This window comes from Qipengyuania aquimaris (genome assembly GCF_020171965.1).
Taxonomy (GTDB): domain Bacteria; phylum Pseudomonadota; class Alphaproteobacteria; order Sphingomonadales; family Sphingomonadaceae; genus Qipengyuania; species Qipengyuania aquimaris_A.
Genome location: NZ_JAIUZK010000001.1, coordinates 485,140 through 503,141 on the forward strand (window position 1 = coordinate 485,140; position 18,002 = coordinate 503,141).

Genomic DNA, 18,002 nt, shown 5'->3' on the forward strand with positions numbered 1-18,002 from the left:
TTGAGAGTTGCTGTGCCATCTGCCATCGCAGCCACGTGACCACTTCTCAAGATGCGATTTGCGCTCGCGACCTGCGCCTCACCCTCGGCTCCACCCAGGCCCCCGTCGAAATCCTCAAGGGGCTGGATCTCACCATCAAGCATGGCGAGACCGTCGCGCTGCTCGGCCCCTCGGGTTCGGGCAAGAGTTCGCTCATGGCGGTGCTGTCGGGGCTGGAACGCGCGACAAGCGGCACGCTGAGCGTTGCGGGGCAGGATTTCGCCGCAATGGACGAGGACGACCTTGCTCGTGCGCGCCGCTGCCGCATCGGCATCGTGCTGCAGGCGTTCCACCTGCTCCCCACCATGACCGCGCTTGAAAACGTGGCGACGCCGATGGAACTGGCAGGCGAAAGCGATGCGCAGGCGCGCGCTAAGGCGGAACTGGAAGCAGTAGGCCTCGGCCACCGTCTCGATCACTACCCGCAACAGCTTTCCGGCGGCGAACAGCAGCGCGTGGCCATCGCCCGCGCCATTGCCGCGCGCCCCGACCTTATCTTTGCCGACGAGCCCACAGGCAATCTCGACGCGGCTACCGGCCACGAAATCGTCGAACTGCTTTTCGCCCGCCGCGCCGAAACGGGCGCGACGCTGCTGGTGATTACGCACGACCCCGAACTTGCCGATCACTGCGGGCGCGTCCTGACGCTGGGTGACGGACGCATTGCGAGCGATACCGCCGCATGAGCTGGTCGACCGCCTGGCGGATCGCACGGCGCGATCTCAATGCTCGCTTCAAAGGCCTGCGCCTGCTGCTGGTGTGTATTTTCCTCGGCACGGCAGCGCTCGCCGCGATCGGCACGCTGACCGCCGCGATCGAACGGGAGCTGGCTGCAAACGGACAGCAATTCCTCGGCGGCGACCTGCAGGTCGAACTGTGGCAGCGCACACTCAACGAAGAGGAGCGCGCGGCTCTGGAAGAGCTCGGCACCGTGTCGGCGGGGACGCGCCTGCAAGCCATGGCGCGCAAGGACGACAATGCGGCGCCGATCGAGCTCAAGGCCGTTGACGAGCTTTACCCGCTATATGGCGAACTGGTTTTGGAAAGCGGACGCAAAGTCACTGCGCCTTCAGGGAACGATGCCTATATCGCCCCCGGCGCTGCCGACCGGCTGGGCCTCGAGACGGGCGATAGCTTCCTGATCGGCACCGAGACCCTGCAGGTTGCCGGAATCATCGAAGATGAGCCGGACAGGCTGGGCGAAGGCTTCCAGCTCGGCCCGACCATCATCGTGGCCGAAGACGTTCCCCAGCGGGCCGGATTGCTGGCCCCGGGCGCCATGTACCAGAGCAAGACGCGCGTCGCCTTCGACACGCCACGCGACCTGGAAGCGGCGGAAGAGAATCTCGAAGAGCGTTTCCCCGAGGCCGGTTTCGACATCGACACGGCCGAGCGCGCGGCGCCCGGCACCGACAGGTTCGTCAGCCGGATGAGCGAATTCCTCACTCTCGTCGGCCTTGCTGCGCTCGTCATCGCAGGGATCGGGATCGGCGGCGGTGTCTCGTCCTACCTTGATGCCCGACGGCAATCCGTCGCCACCTTGAAGATCCTCGGCGCGACGAGCCGGGATATTGCGCGCATCTACGCCCTGCAGATCTTCGCAGCTGCCGCTGTGGGCAGTCTTGCCGGGCTTGCTGTCGGCGTGGCCGTCGTGCCGCTCCTGGCGGCGGCGCTGGAAGGTCTTCTGCCGGTCGATACTGGCTTCGTGATCGATCCCGGAGCTCTGCTCCTCGCCACTGCTTACGGGCTTCTCGTTGCGCTGGTTTTTGCAGCCCCGCCGCTCATGAGGGCGCGGCATTTCCCTGCCATGGCCCTGATGCGCTCCAACATCGCGCCGCTTGCTCGCGATCGTTCCGCGTTGTTCGTAGTGATTGCCGGCCTTGCCGCCATCGTCGGCCTGGCGCTGATAACCGCCAGCCAGCCGCTGCTTTCCGGCGGGTTCCTGCTGGGCGCGGCGGTCGTCCTCGCCCTTCTCGCCCTGCTCGGCTGGACGATCCGCAAGATCGCCGCTGCACTTCCGCGGCCAGCCAGCCCGATAGCCCGCACTGCTATGGCGAATATCCATCGTCCCGGGTCGAGCACAGGTGCGCTCGTCACCGCACTGGGCTTCGGCCTGGCATCCTTCGTCCTCCTGGCCGCTGTGCAAAGCTCGATCGACGGCAATATCGAGAAGCGCGTGCCTGCCCAGGCACCGGACTATTTCGTGCTCGACGTGCCGCGCGACCAGGAAGACCGGTTTCGCGAACTGATCCTCCAGACCGATGCTGACGCTGCGATACGCACGGTCCCCGCGCTGCGCGGTTCGGTGCTCGCATTCGGGCCGCAAGGCGCGATGACGCGGACCTCGGAACTGGAGGAGATCCCCGATGGCGCATGGGCGCTGCGCGGAGAGCGCGGTCTCACCTATGCCGACGATGTCCCTCCCGGAAACAGCCTGACCGAAGGGCAGTGGTGGGGGCCGGCTTACGATGGCCCCCCACTGGTTTCGATCGACGAAGAGTTCGCAGAGGCGGCGGGCCTGGGTATCGGCGACCGGCTGACCTTCGGCGTGCTGGGCGTCGAGGTGGAAACCGAGATCGCGAGCCTGCGCCGGATCGATTGGGAGAGCATGGGCTTTAATTACGTCTTCGTGCTCAGCCCCAATGCCTTGGAAAACACGCCACACAATCTGGCGGCAACCGTCGAACTCGCCGAAGGCACGCCGACCGGCCCGCTGCTCCAGGCGCTGGTGCGCGAATTGCCTTCAACCTCGGTGATCGAGGTCGGCGGCGTCCTCCAACAGGCGCGCACGATCCTCGAACAGGTCGGGCTAGCCACGCTGGCTGCAGCGAGCGTGGCAGTTCTTGCCGGTCTCGCCGTATTGCTAGGCGCGATCGCAGCGGCGCGTGCTTCGCGGACCTATGACACGGTCGTCCTGCGCGTGCTTGGCGCAGACAGGCGTCAGGTGCTGGTCATGCAGCTGATCGAATATGCCCTGCTCGCAGGTGCGCTTGCTATCGTGGCGCTTGGCCTTGGCAGCCTTACCGCATGGCTCGTCGTGACGCAGCTGTTCGAATTCGACTGGCTACCCGACTGGACCGAAGTCCTCTTGGTGCTGGGGCTTGGTCTGGCGACCGTCCTGGTCTTTGCCGTGGGTGGCTCGTTGCCCCTGCTGAGGGCCAAGCCTGCACAGGCCCTGAGGGCGCTGTAAAAGAAAATCCCCCGCTCTCAGGCGGGGGATAGGCTGGGTCAGTCAGGGGACAAACCCTCGGGTCGCAAGAGCCCTTATAACCCGGCTTCGGTTTCAATTCCGCGACATCGATCGTTGCGTCCCGCAATGGGACCGCCAGCGCCCGAAGTATGAAAGGCACGAAAAAGGGGGCCCGGAAGCCCCCTTCCCCTTGTTTGGTCGGTGTGCCCGCCGCTTAGAAGCGGAAGCGTACCACGCCGCCGTAGGTGCGCGGTGCGCTCGGGTAACCCGAGATCGAACCTTCCTGAGCAACGCTCGGGAACAGGGTGCCGATGTACTGATCGTTCAGCAGGTTACGTGCCCACAGGCCGAATTCCAGACCGTTCTCCATCGAGAAGGTCGTCGACGCGTTCACAAGGTTGATCTCGCGGCGATAGTCACGGGCAACCGCACGCGCAGCCTCGTCGGAGCCGAAGCCGCCGATAGCGTTGAGGATCTGCGTGTTGCTGGTGTGGTTGTAGTCGAGGCGCGTGATCAGGCGATTACCCGACAGGCCGAATTCGTGCGTGTACGTTGCCGAAGTGGCGATGTTCCACGCAGGAATGCCTGCAGGACGCTGTCCCGAAAGGTCGCCTGCCGGACCGTCGACGAAGCTGTCGAACAGCGGATCGAGGTGGGTCACGGCGAAGGTCAGGACCAGCGGGTCGACCGGGTTGATCGTCGTATCGAACTCGAAACCGCGAACCGACTGCTTACCAGCATTGGTCAGCTGGAAGCCGGTGCCGGTGAACAGGAAGTCCTGGAAGCCTTCGAGCGACTGGTCGAACACGGCAAGGTTGAAGCCCATGCGGTCGAACTGTGCCTTGAGACCGATTTCCCACACTTCCGCTTCTTCCGGACCAGCGAAGCGCGAACCGGTGGTCAGGTTCGGCACGGCAAGGCCGCCATTCAGGATCGGCGAGGACGGTGCCAGGATCTGGCTGCCGAACGGACCCGGAATGTAGTCACCGAATGCCGGGCGCGAATCGCGCGACAGGTTGACCGAGCTGGCTTTGAAGCCGGTAGCGTAGCTGATGTACGCATTCAGGTCCTGCGTGACGTCGTAGGCGAGACGCAGCGTGTACGAGAAGTCATCGTCACGCGTACGGCCGTCTTCTACCGCGTTCGGCAGGTCGACGAAGGGCGGCTGGAACTGGAATGCCTGCAGGCCGAGCAGCGGGTTGCAAGGAGCCGGCGCGGCCGGGTTGCATTCCGTCGTCGCCACGGCAGCGATCTGCTGGAAGATCGGTGCGGTCGTCGCGCCCGTCGCGAAGCCCTGGATAACAGCCGGGGTCACGTCCGCGGGCGAAATGCCGAGCGCGCCTGCGATCTGGCCGACAATGACGGCATCCACGAGGTTCACGTTCGCCAGCGGGTCATAGGAGACCTGGCTGAGGGCGAAGTCCTTCTCGTCGTCGGTGTAGTTGAAACCGGCGGTGAGGACGAGACCTTCGAACGGCTCGAAGTCCACCTGGCCGAAGATCGACCACGCCTTGTTGTCCATCGAATAGCTTTCGCTGGTCAGCAGCGGCGTATTGAAGATGCTGTTCTGCGGCAGGCCGAGCGCACCTTCGATGGTGTTGAACGAGAACGTCGGATCCTGGGCGATGAAGGCACCGAGGAATTCACCGTAGCCACGGAAGTCCGAACCGGTCTGCAGTTCGCTTTCCTGGTTGATGCTCTCGTCGAAGTAATAACCGCCGAGCAGGAAGTTGAACGGGCCGTCGAAATCGGACGACAGGCGCAGTTCCTGGGTGAAGGTCTGGACGTCCTGGGCGCGAACTTCGCTGGCGAGGTCAGCGCTGGTGAAGTCGATGTCCTGGTCGAAGAAGTTCTCGAGCTCGCGATAGGCCGTGATCGAAGTCACGGTCAGCGCACCGACATTCCAGTCGGCCTGCAGCGAAACGCCGTAGTTGTCGACTTCGTTGACCGGCTCGCGGTTCAGGTAGGTGTCGTAGCTGAACAGGTTTTCCGGATCGATCGCACCACCGAGGGCGAAGATCGCTGCGCCGGTCGGACCGTTACGGATATTACCGACAGTACAGCAGATTTCGTCGATCCGGCTGTAGTCGCCGATCAGGCGGAACTTGAGGTCGGCTGTCGGTTCGAACAGCAGCTGGCCGCGAGCGGACCAGCGATTGCGGTCGTTGAGGTCGGCATCGAGATTGACGATCTGGCCGTAACCGTCGCGCTTATTGTAGGAACCGTCGACCGAGAAGGCGAGATTTTCGCCGATCGGGCCGGTCAGGTCACCCTTGACGATGATCTGGTTGAGGTTGCCGTAAACGGCTTCGACGCTGCCGCCGAGTTCGTACTGCGGTTCGCGGGTTACAACCGAGATGACACCAGCCGAGGCGTTCTTGCCGAACAGGGTCGACTGGGGACCACGAAGGACTTCGATACGCTGAACGTTGGCGAGATCCGAGAGAGCGCCAGCCGTACGCGAACGGAAAACGCCGTCGATGAAGACACCGACCGACGGTTCGAGGCCGAAGTTGTTCGCGCCGTTACCGAAGCCACGGATGAAGAACGTGGTGTTCGAGGAGCTCTGCAGCTGGCTGACGCGCAGCGAGGGAGCGACCGTCTGGAGATCGAGAACGTCGCGGATCTGCGCCTGCTCGATCACTTCGCCCGAAGTAACCGATACCGAAACCGGGACTTCCTGCAGCGTCTGTTCACGCTTGGTTGCAGTCACAACGATGACGTTGCCCATGTCCTGTTCTTCGGTCTCGAGCGCCATTTCATCGGCGTCGGGCTCCGCTACTTCCTGGTCCTGCGCGACGGCAGCGCCGGGCAGCGTAATTGCCGCGGCACCTGCCAGCAGGGCGGTACGAACGGCCGCTTTCCGGCCGAAACGATTGAAATTCATGAATAATCCTCTCTCAAAACCACAATTTGGTCGGCTGCGTAGTCCCCACAGTCACGCAAGCTGGTTGCCGAATTATTGCGCCAGTCGTTTCCATACAAGCATTTAGCGCTGCGGTTCGCGTGCGTAAGAACGGGTGTGTTGTTTGAGTCACACTCTCAAATGCTTGCCGCATTGCAGCATCTAAGCTAGGGGCGCGCACGAATTGGCAGAGCCGAATCCGCGCCAGCCGCTCCGATACCCTTACGAAAGCAAAATCATGTCCCGCGACCTACGCAACGTGGCGATCATCGCCCACGTCGACCACGGCAAGACCACGCTGGTCGACCAGCTCTTCCGCCAGTCCGGCACCTTCCGCGAGAACCAGCGCGTCGAAGAGCGCGCGATGGACTCCAACGATCTGGAAAAAGAGCGCGGGATTACGATCCTTGCCAAGTGCACGAGCGTCGAGAAGAACGGCACGCGCATCAACATCGTCGACACGCCCGGCCACGCCGATTTCGGCGCGGAGGTCGAGCGTATCCTGAGCATGGTCGATGGCGTGATCCTGCTGGTGGACAGCGCCGAAGGCCCGATGCCGCAGACCAAGTTCGTCACCGGCAAGGCGCTTGGCCTTGGCCTGCGCCCCATCGTCGTCGTCAACAAGATCGACCGTTCCGATGCGCGTCCGCAGGAAGTGCTCGACGAAGTTTTCGACCTTTTCGCCAGCCTCGATGCGACCGACGAACAGCTCGACTTCCCTTCGCTGTGGGCTTCGGGCCGCGACGGCTATGCCAGCGAAGACGAGAATGCGCGCGAAGGCGACCTCGAACCGCTGTTCAAGCTCATCGTCGACCATGTGCCGGCTCCGGGTCTCGACACCGAGGCACCGTTCAGCTTCCTCGCCACCCTCCTCGACCGCGACAACTTCATGGGCCGCGTGCTGACCGGCCGTGTCCAGTCGGGCAAGATCAATCTCAACGACCCGATTCACGCGCTCGATGCCGATGGCAATGTCATCGAAGTCGGTCGCGCAACCAAGCTGCTGTCGTTCGATGGCCTCGACCGCGTTCCGGTCGACAGCGCACAGGCAGGCGACATCATCGCGCTTGCCGGCCTGGAAAAGGCGACCGTCTCGAACACCATCGCCGATCCTTCGGTCAAGGAGCCGATCGAAGCGCAGCCGATCGATCCGCCGACGCTCGCCATGCAGTTCTCGGTCAACGACAGCCCGCTTGCCGGCCGGGAAGGCAGCAAGGTGACGAGCCGCATGATCCGCGACCGTCTCTACCGCGAAGCGGAAACCAACGTCGCCATCCGCATCACCGAAAGCGCCGACAAGGACAGCTTCGAGGTTGCAGGCCGCGGCGAACTCCAGCTCGGCGTGCTCATCGAAACGATGCGCCGCGAAGGCTTCGAGCTCGGCATCAGCCGCCCGCGCGTGCTCTTCCGCGAAGAAAACGGCCAGCGCATGGAGCCGTTCGAAACCGTCGTCATCGACGTCGACGACGAACACTCTGGCACGGTCGTCGAGAAGATGCAGCGCCGCAAGGCCGAGTTGACCGAAATGCGTCCCTCGGGCCAGGGCAAGACCCGCATCACCTTCTCCGCCCCGTCGCGCGGCCTGATTGGCTATCACGGCGAATTCCTGTCCGACACGCGCGGCACGGGCATCATGAACCGGCTGTTCGAGAAGTACGACACCTATCGCGGGCAGATCGAAGGCCGCCAGAATGGCGTGCTTATCTCGATGGTCCCGGGTGAAGCTGTTCCCTATGCGCTCAACGCACTGGAAGACCGCGGCGAGCTGTTCATCAGCGGCGGCGCCAAGATCTACGAAGGCATGATCATCGGCGAAAACGCCAAGCCCGACGATCTGGAAGTGAACCCGATGAAGTCGAAGCAGCTGACGAACTTCCGTTCGACCGGCAAGGACGACGCCATCCGCCTCACCCCGCCGCGCGTCATGACGCTGGAACAGGCCATTGCCTATATCGATGACGATGAGATGGTCGAAGTGACGCCGGAAAACATCCGCCTTCGCAAGGCCATCCTGGACCCGCACGAGCGCAAGCGCGCCAAGCGGGCCGCTCAGTCGTAAGCTTCAGTCTTCGGGACAGCGCACCACGCTGAACCGGTCATTCTTGTCGTAGCGAAGGCGCATTGCGTCTTCGCCTTCGCGCGCCATGTAAAACACGTAAACGGTCGGCGGCGCATCGCCATATTGTTCGCTCAGCGTGGCAGCGGCGTAATCGCCGTCGACGCGGACTGTCTCAACGATGCCGCGCGATTCGAAGAAACCGACCTGGTTTGCCGCAATGCGATATTGCTGGTGGCCGGGGATGTCGCAGTTTTCTGCGCCTTGCGCCCATTTGCCGTGGAAGCGCGCAGGGATTGTGTCTTGCGTGGACGCCGAAGCCACGGCCTGCTCTTCTGGCGAATTCGGACCGACCTGCGGCGAAGGCGGGCTTTCAACCTTGGCTGCAGGCGTTTGCGCGACAGGAACCTCCTCCCCCTCGGCGTCCGGTGATTGGGAGCAAGCCGACAGGAACAATCCACAGGCGAGAGGGAGAAACGCTGATTTCATGCACCTATCAACCTCTTGTTTGCCCTCGCGTTCCTCTCTGCGCGGTGAGCATCGGGTCCTGCAAATCCGCATGGGTGGCCAGCACCGGTTACATTTGTTACCTGCCGCGCCATGCAAACCGGAACTCTCATTTCGCTGACACTTTACTTCGTACTCATGATCGGCATCGGCCTGTGGGCCTGGCGGCGTTCGACCGACACAAGCGAGGGCTATCTTCTCGCCGGGCGCAACCTTCCCCCCTCGGTCGCTGCGCTCTCCGCAGGGGCTAGCGACATGAGCGGCTGGCTGCTCTTGGGCCTTCCGGGCGCGCTCTATGCGGCGGGCCTTGTAGAGGCGTGGATCGGCATCGGTCTCTTCGTAGGTGCGCTGTTCAACTGGATCGTGGTTGCCCCGCGCCTGCGCAAGCAGACCGAAGAGTTGGGCAATGCGCTGACGATCCCGGAATTCCTCGCCAACCGCTTTCCCGACAAGGCGGTCGCCCTCAGGGTCGTCTCCGCACTGATCGTCGTGGTGTTCTTCGCAGTCTATACCGCTGCGGGCCTGGTCGGCGGCGGCAAGCTGTTCGAGACGAGCTTTGCCGGATTGCTGCCTGACGCAGGCATGAGCGATTACATGCTCGGCATCTGGATCACGGCGCTGGTCGTGCTGGCCTACACGATGGTCGGCGGTTTCCTCGCGGTCAGCCTGACCGACTTCGTGCAGGGGCTCATCATGGTCACTGCCCTCGTCATCATGCCGCTCGTCGTCATGTTCGGCGAAGGCGGCAGCGGTGGCGGATCGCTTACCGAAGTCGATGTCCCGGGCTTCCTCAGCCTGACGCAAGGGCTGACGGCGCTGGGCTTTATCAGCGCGGTGACCTGGGGTCTCGGCTATTTCGGCCAACCGCATATCATCGTGCGCTTCATGGCCATCGACACCGTCGCCAAGGTGAAGACCGCGCGCAATATCGGGATGACGTGGATGGGCGTAGCCCTGCTCGGCTCCATCGGTATCGGCATCGCCGGACGCGCCTTTGCCGAACGTAACGGCATCGTGGTGGACGACCCAGAGACGATCTTCATCGTCCTTGCGAACCTGCTGTTCCATCCGCTGATCACCGGCTTCCTGCTGGCGGCCCTCTTGGCCGCGATCATGTCGACGATCAGCTCGCAATTGCTGGTGGCTTCGTCCTCGCTGACGGAAGACTTCTACAAGCTGTTCTTCCGCAAGCAGGCGAGCGAGCGCGAGAGCGTCAATGTCGGCCGCATCTGCGTCGCATTGGTTGCGCTGGCCGCCATCTGGATCGCCAGCGACCCCGACAGCCAGGTGCTCGGTCTGGTTTCCAACGCGTGGGCCGGATTCGGCGCGGCATTCGGCCCGCTGATCATCCTGTCGCTGACCTGGGACCGCATGACCGGAGCGGGTGCGGTGGCCGGACTGGTGACGGGTGCCGCGGTCGTGATGGCGTGGATCGCGCTGGGCTGGAATTCCGCCCTTCCCGGCTTCGATGGTGGCCTGTACGAGATCGTACCGGGCTTCATCGCCGCGTGGATTGCGATCTGGCTGGTCAGCAAGGCGACCGCCAAGTCGGCAGACCCCTTGCAAGCCTGACAAAGGCGCTCCACACCGCTCTCCAAAGAAACAGGAGAGTGAAATGCGAGCGATACTGGCAGGAGCCGCGGCACTGGCGTTGATCGCGGTCCCGTCGACCGCACAGGAGCAGACCGAAGAACGCGCCGTGGAACAGCAGATCGGCGCCGGCGGCAGGCCGGTCGGCGCCAACTGGTCGCGCAGCCCCGTCATCGCGCAGAACGGCATGGCCGCGACGGCGCATCCGCTGGCAACGCAGATCGCGCTGGATATCCTCAAGGCAGGCGGCAGCGCAGTCGACGCGGCCATTGCTGCCAATGCCGCGCTCGGTCTGATGGAACCGACCGGAAACGGCATCGGCGGCGACCTGTTTGCCATCGTCTACGATCCGGCAAGCGGCAAGCTGCACGGCATCAACGGATCGGGCCGCTCGCCCAAGGGGCAGACGCTCGACCAACTGCTCGAAAAGCTTGATGGCGCGGACAGCCTGCCACCGGTCGGCCCCCTGCCCATCACCATTCCCGGTACGGTCGATGCATGGTTCGCCATGCACGGCAAATTCGGTAAGCTGCCCATGAGCGACGTGCTTGCCCCGACTGTTTCCTATGCCCGCGAAGGTCACCCAATCGCGCCGGTCATCGCCATGTATCTCGACCGCTCACTGCGTGCCTATACTGCCCGGCAGGAAGCCTATCCCTTCGAGTTCGACAACGCCCGTAAGGTCTGGTTCTCCGACGGGACAGCACCCGAGGCCGGCGAGATGTTCCGCAATCCGGACCTTGCCAATACGCTGGAGACCATCGGGCGCGATGGCCGCGATGCCTTCTACGACGGCGAGCTGACAGATGTGATGGTCGCCTATCTCAAGGCGCAGGGCAGCGCCTTTACGCGCGAGGATTTCGCCAACCACGAAAGCGAGTGGGTGGACCCTGCCTGTGCGCTTTACAAGGACGGGTACGAGTTGTGCGAATTGCCGCCCAACAGCCAGGGCTTCGCCGCTCTCCAGATGGTCAACATCCTCAAGAACGTCGACCTCTCGCAATGGGAACGGGGAAGCCCCGAAGTCTTGCACTACATCACCGAAGCCAAGCGGCTGGCCTATGCCGATGTTGCCCGCTTCTATGCCGATCCCGACTTCGCGCGTCTCCCCGCGGAATTGCTGAGCGACGAATATGGTCGCGAACGTTTCGCCCTCATCGATCCGGCGCGCGCAGTCCCGGAATTCGGGCCCGGCGAGCCGAAACTGGAGGGCGAAGGCGACACCACCTATCTCACCGTGGTCGATGGCAATGGCATGATGGTCAGCCTGATCCAGTCGAATTATCGCGGCATGGGCGGCGGGCTTGTGGCGCCAGGCACCGGCTTCATGTTCCAGGACCGGGGCGAGCTGTTCAGCCTCGATCCGGCCCATCCCAATGCCTACGAGCCGGGCAAGCGCCCCTTCCACACCATCATCCCTGCTTTCGTGAAGAAGGACGGAAAGCCGTACATGACACTCGGCCTGATGGGCGGAGGCATGCAGCCGCAAGGGCATGTGCAGGTGCTGGTCAACATCGTGGACTACGGCATGAACCTGCAGGAGGCAGGCGATGCCGCACGGCTCAACCATGATGGCGGCAGGCAGCCGACGGAAGCGCTGGAAGGCCCCTCTGCCGATCCGCTGGGCACGCTATACGTCGAACCGGGCATACCTGTGGCAACCGTCGAAGCATTGCGTGCGATGGGCCACAAGGTCGAAGTCGTCTCAAACGGGATCATGTTCGGCGGCTACCAGGCCATCGCACGCGATCCCGAAACAGGTGTGCTGACCGGGGCTACCGAGATGCGCAAGGACGGACAGGCAAGCGGTTATTGAGAGGAGGGCCACATGGCCAAGATTACGGGATTGGGCGGCGTCTTTTACGTGGTGAGGGACCCGGAAGCGACCCGCGCCTGGTATCGCGAAACGCTGGGTATCGACGGCGATTACGGACCGCAGATCAACTGGAGCGAAGAAACCGGCGACAAGCCCTATTCCCTCATCAGCCACTTCAAGGACGACCAGTATCTCAAGCCGGGGCGTGGTAGCTTCATGATAAACCTGCGCGTCGATGATCTCGATACCTTCGTCGCGCAACTGAAAGACAAGGGTGTCGACGTGCTGGACAGCGTCGACGAGGGTTACGGCAAGTTCGCCTGGTTGCTCGATCCCGACGGCGTGAAAATCGAGCTATGGGAGCAGGTTCTCGCGCCGGAATAATCGGTGCGCTTGCCGCGTTCCAAACGCCGATGTAGCTTGCCGCTTCATGAGGATCGCAGCCTTCCCAGCATTGCTTGCAGCTGTGGCGCTGGCCGGATGCGGCGCGGTTCCGGAACGCACGGGCGAAGCATCGTCCCGCCCTTCGGGATCGGCTCAAGCCCTGCCCGAACCTAGCCGTGAGGCGCGGCAATGCCTCGCCGATCTCGGTAGCACGCGCGCGCAATTCGCTCCCCTGCCCGACAAGCTCCAGGCCGGTGGCTGCTCGACGCGGAACACCGTTCGTCTCAGCGCCCTTTACGGCGATACAGGGCCGTTCGACGTTACCAATCTGACGGCCGTAGCCTGTCCCGTCGCCAAGGATTTTGCCGCCTGGGCACGCTTCGGCGTCGATCGTGCCGCGCGCCAGATCCTGGGAGCTGGATTGGAGCGGATCGAGACCATGGGCAGCTACTCCTGCCGCAATGTCGCGGGCACCAACCGGTTGTCCGCTCATTCGCAAGCTCAGGCAGTCGACGTATCGGGCTTTGTGCTGACGGATGGCCGCAGGATCACGGTCCAGAGCGGCTGGAATGCTTCGCCAGAAGAGCGAAGATTCCTGCGCACGGTCCATTCCAGCGCGTGCAAGCGCTTCGGGACCGTGCTGGGCCCCGATTACAACGCCGCCCATCGCGATCACCTCCACCTGGAATTCGGCCGCGGTTCCTTTTGCCGCTGACCCGCCTGTCGGTGCGACCCGCAGGCTCGTAAACGACCCGATCAGGCCGCGGAAATCTGCGCGCCGTCGAGATGCGCTTCGATACGCAGGCGCACCGCCTCGGCGGCGTGATGCGCGCCCAGCTTGTTCATCATGTTCGCCCGGTGGATTTCGACCGTTCGCGGGCTGATCTCCAGTTCGCGCGCAATCATCTTGTTGCTGCGCCCTTCGGCTAGCCAGTCGAGCACTTCACGTTCACGCGGCGATAGCGACGCAATCCTGCTGCGCGCTTCGATCATCTTGCGCCGCGCTGCCCCGTAAGCCTCGGCTTCGCGGGATATCCGCGCAATCGCTTCACCGAGGCGACTTACTTCGAACGGCAGCCGCAAGTAATCGAGTGCACCTGCCTTGATTGCAGCGACAACCCGTCCCGGTCGCGGGTCCTCCGAGGTCCCTACGACCGGCAACCAGATACCCTTAGACGCCAAGGTTCGCAGCACGACCGTGACAGCGCCGTGGCCCTCATCGTCGCGGGCCAGGACCAACCCGCTCCCGGGCGACGTCGCCAGCAATTCGCCGACATCGGCGTAAACCTCGCAATGATGTCCCATATCGAAACCGATATGCGCCTGCGCCGCGCGTGCCCTGGTCGAACCGTCGACGATGTGGAGTATCTGTTTGTTTTCCATGCCCGTGATGCTGGCAGCATAAGGGACAATGCGCATTCCGGATGACTACGGATATGGATGCAAACTATTAGTGTGCATGGGAACATCAAACGGATTAGGTACGAAAGTAATAAATCCGAATTGGATGCATCGCTCTATCAATCATCACCATGATAGAAGCTGTAATCGGGAAGCGAGTGGAACGCGTTCTTCAGCGCATCGCCCCAGCTGGACGAAATCGCCTGGAAATAGGGGTCGTCATGGGTCACACGGTGCTGGTGTCCCGCTTCGAAGCTGTCGCGCTTGATGACCTGCAGGTCCAGCGGAAGACCCACGGAAAGGTTCGCCTTTAGCGTGGAATCGAAACTGACCATCAGCAGCTTTACCCCGTCCTCGAGGCTCATCGTGCGGTCGTATCCGCGAATGATGATCGGGCGGCCGTACTTGGTCTCGCCGATCTGGAAGAAAGGCGTGTCGAGGCTGGCCTCGATGAAATTGCCTTCGGGATAGACCATGAACAGGCGCGGCTCCATGCCTGCGATCTGGCCCGCGACGATGATCGATGCGGTGAAGCGTCCACGGCCCCGATCGCCATTGGCACCTTGCCGATCTGCGATAATGTCGCGCAATAGCTTGCCGATCTCGGTCGCCACCTGAAACATGGTGGGCGATTTCAGGATCGCGTTATCGCGATCGTCGGGTTGCTTGGTGCGCTCTTCAAGCTGGCTGATTACCGCCTGCGTAGTTGCAAGATTGCCGGCAGTCATGACGGTGATGATACGTTCGCCGGGCACCTGCCAGGTAAACATCTTGCGAAAGACGGAGATGTTGTCGACGCCCGAATTGGTGCGAGTGTCGCTCATCAGCACGAGGCCCTTTTCGAGCACCATTCCTACACAATATGTCATCTAGATCCCAAATCTTGCCGCTTATTGCTGCACTTGTTGCTGTTCGACCGAGACGTCGACCTCCAGCACCTGTTCGGCATTGCCGAAGCTTATCCCGGTAACCGGCGCTGCATCGCGGTAGTCGCGGCCCGTGGCAACCCTGACATAGCGCGCATCGGGGCTAATTCCGTTGGAAACATCGAAACCGACCCAGCCCAATCCGTCGACGAAAGCTTCCGCCCAGGCGTGGGTCGCTTCCTGGTCGATCCGATCGTTCATCATGAGGTAGCCGGAGACATACCGGGCGGGGATATCGAGTGCCCGCGCAATACCAATAAGGATATGCGCGTGATCCTGGCAGACCCCGGCCTTGGCGGCGAAGCTTTCTTCGGCAGTGGTTTGCGGAATGGTGGAGCCGACCTTGTATTCGACTTCTTCCAGGATGCGGCGCGAGATTTCGTGAAGCAGGTCCAGCTTCTCGTCCTCGCGACCTTCGAATTCCTTCAAGAACTTGCGAATGCCGGGACCCGGGCGTGTCAGCGATGTCTGCGACAGGAAGCTCCAGAGCGGCAGGTGGCCTGCATGGCGACCGATCACGCCCGCATGGTCGTGTGTGTCGACGGTGCCCTTGCAGGTGACGACCACTTCCCTGGCGCCCGGTTCGACCGCGATCAGGGTTGTCGTATTGTGGTGCTGGTCTTCGAATTGCAGCTCTTCATGAGCGTTTTCATACTCCATCGACCAATCGAGGATCTCTTGCCCCTGCGTCTGCTTGGGCACCAGCCTCAACCGCTGCAGTGCATGGACGACGGGCTGGCCGAAACGGTATCGGGTGGTGTGGCGGATCGAAAGGCGCATCAGGCAAGGAACCTGTAGTCGGTGGAAATCGCTTCGGCGATGGAGGCATTGTCCTGCGTGAACCCGACAAGGAATTCATGCAGGCCCTGATCGAAGATATCTTCGATCGTCAAATCGGTAAGGTGCGTATCGGCATCGCGCATGAGCATATTGCTGTGCCCTTCGGTGCCATGGAGCCTCGCCAGGGCGGCAAGATCGTCACGCAGCGCGCAATAGCAGAACGCCAGGCTGCGCGGGAAACGTTCGTCAAGGATGAGGAATTCGCAAATGCCCTTCGCATCGATCTGTCCGGCATTGAGCCACCGATAGGCGCGGTCCCCGGAAACGGAGCGCAGCACCTGGTCCCACTGGCCTGTATCGAGGCTGGAGCCGACATAGGATAGCGACGGCAGGAGCAGGTAATACTTGATGTCGAGAATGCGCGAAATGCTATCGGCACGCTCGATGAATGTCCCTGCGCGGGCGAAATGGTAGCCTTCATCCCGCAGCATCGAACCGGCCAGCGCGCCGTGGGCCAATGTGCCCGCCCGGCGGATCGTAGCGACCGTGTCGAGGACGCGGTTTTCGGCCACCGGTTTCTTCAGCTGTTCGTCGATGACCAGCCAGTTTTCATTGATGGCTTCCCACAGCTCCCCGCTGATGGCGTTGCGGGCGAGGCGCGCATTCTGCCGGACCAGCCCGAACATTGCCAGAATGGACGAAGGGTTCGCCTTGTCGCGCAGCATGAAGTTCCACACCTGGCTGCCGGAGTAAGTGCCGTGCTTCGCTTCGTAAGCGGTCCGCTGTCCGGCGGTGGAAATGACCGAGCGCCATTCCTCTTCTGCCGTCACCAGGTCGCGGGTCAGGGCCATGCGCATGCCAGCATCCAGCAGACGCGCAGTGTTCTCAGCCCGCTCGAGATAGCGGAACATCCAGAACAATCCGTTTGCGGTCCTGCCCAGCATCAATCTTTCAACACCCAGGTATCCTTGGTCCCGCCGCCCTGGCTCGAATTGACGACCAGCGACCCTTCTTCGAGCGCGACACGAGTCAGGCCGCCTGGCGTGATGTCGATCTTGTCGGGCGAGACGAGGACGTAAGGCCGCAGATCGACGTGACGCGGGGCGAGGCCTTTCTTCGTGTAGATCGGACAGGTCGACAGCGAGAGGGTCGGCTGCGCGATATAGTTGGACGGGTTCTCGACCAGTTTCGCGCGGAATTTCTCGATTTCCTTCTTCGACGATGCAGGGCCAACCAGCATGCCGTATCCGCCCGAACCGTGGACTTCCTTCACCACCAGTTCTTCAAGGTTGTCGAGCACGTATTTAAGGCTGTCCTCGTCCGCGCAGCGCCATGTTTCGACGTTCGGCAGCAGCGGTTTCTCGCCGGTGTAGAACTCGACGATGTCGGGCATGAAGGAATAGATCGCCTTGTCGTCGCATACCCCTGTGCCGGGCGCATTGGCGATCGTGACGCCGCCGGAACGGTAGACGTCCATGATGCCCGGCACGCCGAGCACGCTGTCGGGATTGAACGTCAGCGGATCGAGGAATTCGTCGTCTACCCGGCGGTAGATCACATCCACCGCCTTGTACCCGCTGGTCGTGCGCATCGCCACGCGGCCATCGACGACGCGCAAGTCGCTGCCTTCGACAAGTTCGGCACCCATCTGGTCGGCAAGGAAGGCGTGCTCGAAATAGGCCGAATTGTAGATGCCCGGCGTCAGGACCGCCACGACCGGCCGGTCACCGGCCGCTTCGGGTGCGCAGGCGGCAAGGCTTTTCGCAAGCCGACGCGGATAATCCGAAACGCTTTCGACCGGCACCCGCATGAACAGTTCGGGATACATGGCCATCATGGTTTCCCGGTTTTCCAGCATATAGCTGACGCCCGACGGCGTGCGCGCATTATCCTCGAGCACGAAGAATTCATCCGGCCCTGTTCGGACCAGGTCGATGCCCACGATATGGGTGTAAACGCCGCCCGGCGGGGTGAAACCGACCATGTTCGGCAACCACGCAGCGTTGTCGCGCAGCAGGCGTTGCGGCAGGCGTCCCGCGCGGATGATCTCCTGGCGGTGATAGAGGTCGTGCATGAAGGCATTGAGCGCACTGACGCGTTGCTCGATCCCCTTCGTCAGCTTGCGCCACTCGTTCGCGGTGATGATCCGCGGCACCATGTCGAACGGTATCAGGCGCTCTTCGGCCTCGTCCTCGCCGTAGACATTGAATGTGATCCCGGTCTTGCGGAAGTTCGTCTCCGCTTCCCGGTGTTTGCGCTTCAGGAGCTTCGCATCCTGTTCATCGTACCAGTCACAGTAGGACGAATAGGCATCGCGGACCGAGCCATCCGGCTCGCGCATTTCATTGAAGAAGTCGGCAGTGCCGCTCATGATCCCCCGGAAGTTGCAACGGACCGCAGGACGCGGC

Annotated in this window: 14 protein-coding genes; 7 read left to right on the forward strand and 7 right to left on the reverse strand. The window is 62.5% G+C overall.

Annotation, left to right across the window (positions count from 1 at the left end):
* Positions 1 to 35: 35 nt before the first annotated feature.
* Together LCM24_RS02445 and LCM24_RS02450 are read left to right on the forward strand one after the other, a co-directional pair.
* The gene (locus LCM24_RS02445; protein ID WP_224802596.1) at positions 36 to 725 is read left to right on the forward strand and encodes an ABC transporter ATP-binding protein; all 690 of its coding nucleotides are present in this window, start codon (positions 36 to 38) and stop codon (positions 723 to 725) included.
* Positions 722 to 3,229 (forward strand): ABC transporter permease, encoded by a 2,508-nt coding sequence (locus tag LCM24_RS02450; protein WP_224802597.1) that lies wholly within the window; start codon positions 722 to 724, stop codon positions 3,227 to 3,229. Before LCM24_RS02445 ends, LCM24_RS02450 begins: the two co-directional genes overlap by 4 nt.
* Before the next feature lie 214 nt (positions 3,230 to 3,443).
* On the opposite strand, the gene LCM24_RS02455 is transcribed toward LCM24_RS02450, so the two are convergent.
* Positions 3,444 to 6,116 carry a TonB-dependent receptor gene (locus LCM24_RS02455; RefSeq protein WP_224802598.1) on the reverse strand — a complete coding sequence of 891 codons (2,673 nt, stop codon included), beginning with the start codon at positions 6,114 to 6,116 and terminating at the stop codon, positions 3,444 to 3,446.
* 256 nt (positions 6,117 to 6,372) lie between these two features.
* Between LCM24_RS02455 and typA the strand changes: the two genes are divergently transcribed.
* Positions 6,373 to 8,193: a translational GTPase TypA gene (typA, locus tag LCM24_RS02460; protein WP_224802599.1), complete on the forward strand. Its 1,821-nt coding sequence runs from the start codon at positions 6,373 to 6,375 to the stop codon at positions 8,191 to 8,193.
* 3 nt (positions 8,194 to 8,196) lie between these two features.
* Here typA and LCM24_RS02465 read toward each other — a convergent pair whose 3' ends face one another.
* A complete protein-coding gene (locus tag LCM24_RS02465) occupies positions 8,197 to 8,514 on the reverse strand; it encodes a hypothetical protein (RefSeq protein ID WP_224802600.1) in 318 nt (105 codons plus the stop codon).
* Between the two features lie 276 nt (positions 8,515 to 8,790).
* On the opposite strand from LCM24_RS02465, the gene putP reads away from it, so the two are divergent.
* Genes putP through LCM24_RS02485 form a run of 4 tightly spaced genes read left to right on the forward strand, consistent with a single transcriptional unit; the run spans position 8,791 to position 13,202 of the window.
* Positions 8,791 to 10,269 (forward strand): sodium/proline symporter PutP, encoded by a 1,479-nt coding sequence (gene putP, locus LCM24_RS02470; protein WP_224802601.1) that lies wholly within the window; start codon positions 8,791 to 8,793, stop codon positions 10,267 to 10,269.
* A 43-nt stretch (positions 10,270 to 10,312) separates the two neighbouring features.
* Positions 10,313 to 12,103, forward strand: coding sequence for a gamma-glutamyltransferase (gene ggt / locus LCM24_RS02475; RefSeq protein ID WP_224802602.1), 1,791 nt, complete (start codon positions 10,313 to 10,315; stop codon positions 12,101 to 12,103).
* Between the two features lie 12 nt (positions 12,104 to 12,115).
* Positions 12,116 to 12,487 (forward strand): VOC family protein, encoded by a 372-nt coding sequence (locus LCM24_RS02480; RefSeq protein ID WP_224802603.1) that lies wholly within the window; start codon positions 12,116 to 12,118, stop codon positions 12,485 to 12,487.
* A gap of 46 nt (positions 12,488 to 12,533) precedes the next feature.
* On the forward strand, positions 12,534 to 13,202 hold the full coding sequence (locus LCM24_RS02485) for an extensin family protein (protein WP_224802604.1): 669 nt from the start codon (positions 12,534 to 12,536) through the stop codon (positions 13,200 to 13,202).
* Between the two features lie 41 nt (positions 13,203 to 13,243).
* Here LCM24_RS02485 and LCM24_RS02490 read toward each other — a convergent pair whose 3' ends face one another.
* The 5 genes from LCM24_RS02490 to LCM24_RS02510 all read right to left on the reverse strand — a co-directional run bounded on the left by LCM24_RS02490 (position 13,244) and on the right by LCM24_RS02510 (position 17,965).
* A complete protein-coding gene (locus tag LCM24_RS02490) occupies positions 13,244 to 13,870 on the reverse strand; it encodes a response regulator transcription factor (RefSeq protein ID WP_224802605.1) in 627 nt (208 codons plus the stop codon).
* Positions 13,871 to 14,007: 137 nt separating this feature from the next.
* Positions 14,008 to 14,757: a proteasome-type protease gene (locus tag LCM24_RS02495; RefSeq protein WP_160595334.1), complete on the reverse strand. Its 750-nt coding sequence runs from the start codon at positions 14,755 to 14,757 to the stop codon at positions 14,008 to 14,010.
* 21 nt (positions 14,758 to 14,778) lie between these two features.
* Positions 14,779 to 15,594, reverse strand: a complete 816-nt coding sequence (locus LCM24_RS02500) for a transglutaminase family protein (protein ID WP_224802606.1) — start codon at positions 15,592 to 15,594, stop codon at positions 14,779 to 14,781.
* Positions 15,594 to 16,538: an alpha-E domain-containing protein gene (locus LCM24_RS02505; RefSeq protein ID WP_224802607.1), complete on the reverse strand. Its 945-nt coding sequence runs from the start codon at positions 16,536 to 16,538 to the stop codon at positions 15,594 to 15,596. Before LCM24_RS02505 ends, LCM24_RS02500 begins: the two co-directional genes overlap by 1 nt.
* On the reverse strand, positions 16,538 to 17,965 hold the full coding sequence (locus LCM24_RS02510) for a circularly permuted type 2 ATP-grasp protein (protein WP_224802608.1): 1,428 nt from the start codon (positions 17,963 to 17,965) through the stop codon (positions 16,538 to 16,540). Before LCM24_RS02510 ends, LCM24_RS02505 begins: the two co-directional genes overlap by 1 nt.
* Positions 17,966 to 18,002: the final 37 nt, after the last annotated feature.

Bases quoted from the DNA above. Each gene is read 5' to 3' on its own strand.
- ggt (WP_224802602.1), top strand. From the start codon at position 10,313: ATGCGAGCGATACTGGCAGGAGCCGCGGCACTGGCGTTGATCGCGGTC.
- LCM24_RS02485 (WP_224802604.1), top strand. From the start codon at position 12,534: ATGAGGATCGCAGCCTTCCCAGCATTGCTTGCAGCTGTGGCGCTGGCC.
- LCM24_RS02455 (WP_224802598.1), bottom strand. From the start codon at position 6,116: ATGAATTTCAATCGTTTCGGCCGGAAAGCGGCCGTTCGTACCGCCCTG.
- typA (WP_224802599.1), top strand. From the start codon at position 6,373: ATGTCCCGCGACCTACGCAACGTGGCGATCATCGCCCACGTCGACCAC.
- LCM24_RS02495 (WP_160595334.1), bottom strand. From the start codon at position 14,757: ATGACATATTGTGTAGGAATGGTGCTCGAAAAGGGCCTCGTGCTGATG.
- LCM24_RS02500 (WP_224802606.1), bottom strand. From the start codon at position 15,594: ATGCGCCTTTCGATCCGCCACACCACCCGATACCGTTTCGGCCAGCCC.
- LCM24_RS02450 (WP_224802597.1), top strand. From the start codon at position 722: ATGAGCTGGTCGACCGCCTGGCGGATCGCACGGCGCGATCTCAATGCT.
- putP (WP_224802601.1), top strand. From the start codon at position 8,791: ATGCAAACCGGAACTCTCATTTCGCTGACACTTTACTTCGTACTCATG.
- LCM24_RS02510 (WP_224802608.1), bottom strand. From the start codon at position 17,965: ATGAGCGGCACTGCCGACTTCTTCAATGAAATGCGCGAGCCGGATGGC.
- LCM24_RS02480 (WP_224802603.1), top strand. From the start codon at position 12,116: ATGGCCAAGATTACGGGATTGGGCGGCGTCTTTTACGTGGTGAGGGAC.
- LCM24_RS02505 (WP_224802607.1), bottom strand. From the start codon at position 16,538: ATGCTGGGCAGGACCGCAAACGGATTGTTCTGGATGTTCCGCTATCTC.
- LCM24_RS02490 (WP_224802605.1), bottom strand. From the start codon at position 13,870: ATGGAAAACAAACAGATACTCCACATCGTCGACGGTTCGACCAGGGCA.